At 56.2% G+C, this 256-nt stretch carries 1 protein-coding gene; it reads left to right on the forward strand.

Annotation, left to right across the window (positions count from 1 at the left end):
- Positions 1–256, forward strand: a 256-nt coding sequence (locus ACSNOG_RS33600; RefSeq protein WP_436756453.1) for a transposase, incomplete at both ends; no start/stop codon positions are given.

Consider the following 256-nt stretch of genomic DNA (forward strand, 5'->3'; position numbering starts at 1 on the left):
GCTGTGGGCCACCGATGACGACTACGTGGCCCTAGAAGTAACGTGGCTGCTCTACCAAGACATGATCGCAGCGTACGCGCATCCGAAGAAATCGGAAGGCAAAAAGCTCATGGAACGCATCATCCACACCCTGCGTAAAGGACTACCAAAAGGCTTAGAAGAGCTCGCCCAACTGGGACGCACCCTGTGGCGTCGACGCAAAGATGTGCTCGCCTACTTTGATATCGGCGCATCCAACGGCCCCGTTGAGGCAATC

Origin of the sequence: Streptomyces sp. URMC 124 (assembly GCF_051386455.1) — a bacterium.
Taxonomy (GTDB): Bacteria; Actinomycetota; Actinomycetes; order Streptomycetales; family Streptomycetaceae; genus Streptomyces.